At 67.4% G+C, this 521-nt stretch carries 1 protein-coding gene; it reads right to left on the minus strand.

Annotation, left to right across the window (positions count from 1 at the left end):
• Window positions 1-521 (minus strand): acyltransferase domain-containing protein (locus tag K3F49_RS39065; RefSeq protein ID WP_234686161.1); only part of this gene is annotated, 521 nt, incomplete at both ends.

Genomic DNA, 521 nt, shown 5'->3' on the forward strand with positions numbered 1-521 from the left:
GCACTGAGCTCGCCGATGGAATGACCAAGCAAAATGTCGGGCGCGATGCCCCACTGCTCGAGCTGACGGAACAGCGCCACTTCAATTGCAAACAAAGCGGGCTGCGCGTAAGCGGTCTCGTCGAGCTTTGCGGCGGCCTCGGAGCCCGCGTCCGCAAACATCACATCGCGCAGCGGCAGATCGAGCAGCGCGTCAAAATAACCGCAGGCCTCCTCGAACGTGGCGCGGAACGTCGCACAACTCTCCAGCAGCGCGCGGCCCATGCCGAGCTGCTGCGCGCCCTGGCCCGTGAACAGGAGCGCCAGCTTGCCTGTCTCGCCCCTGGCCTCACCAACCGACACCGCGGCATGCGGGCGGCCCTCGGCCAGCGCACCGAGCGCCTCCACGGCCTCCGCCGCATCGCGCACTGAGACCGCAGCCCGCGAAGCGAACTGCGTCCGGTGTAGTGCTGCAGTGGCGACGATAGAAGACCAATCGGCCTGCGGATGCTGCGACAGCCATTCGCCGTAACGGCCCGCCTG

It is taken from the genome of Bradyrhizobium monzae (assembly GCF_021458635.1).
Taxonomy (GTDB): domain Bacteria; phylum Pseudomonadota; class Alphaproteobacteria; order Rhizobiales; family Xanthobacteraceae; genus Bradyrhizobium.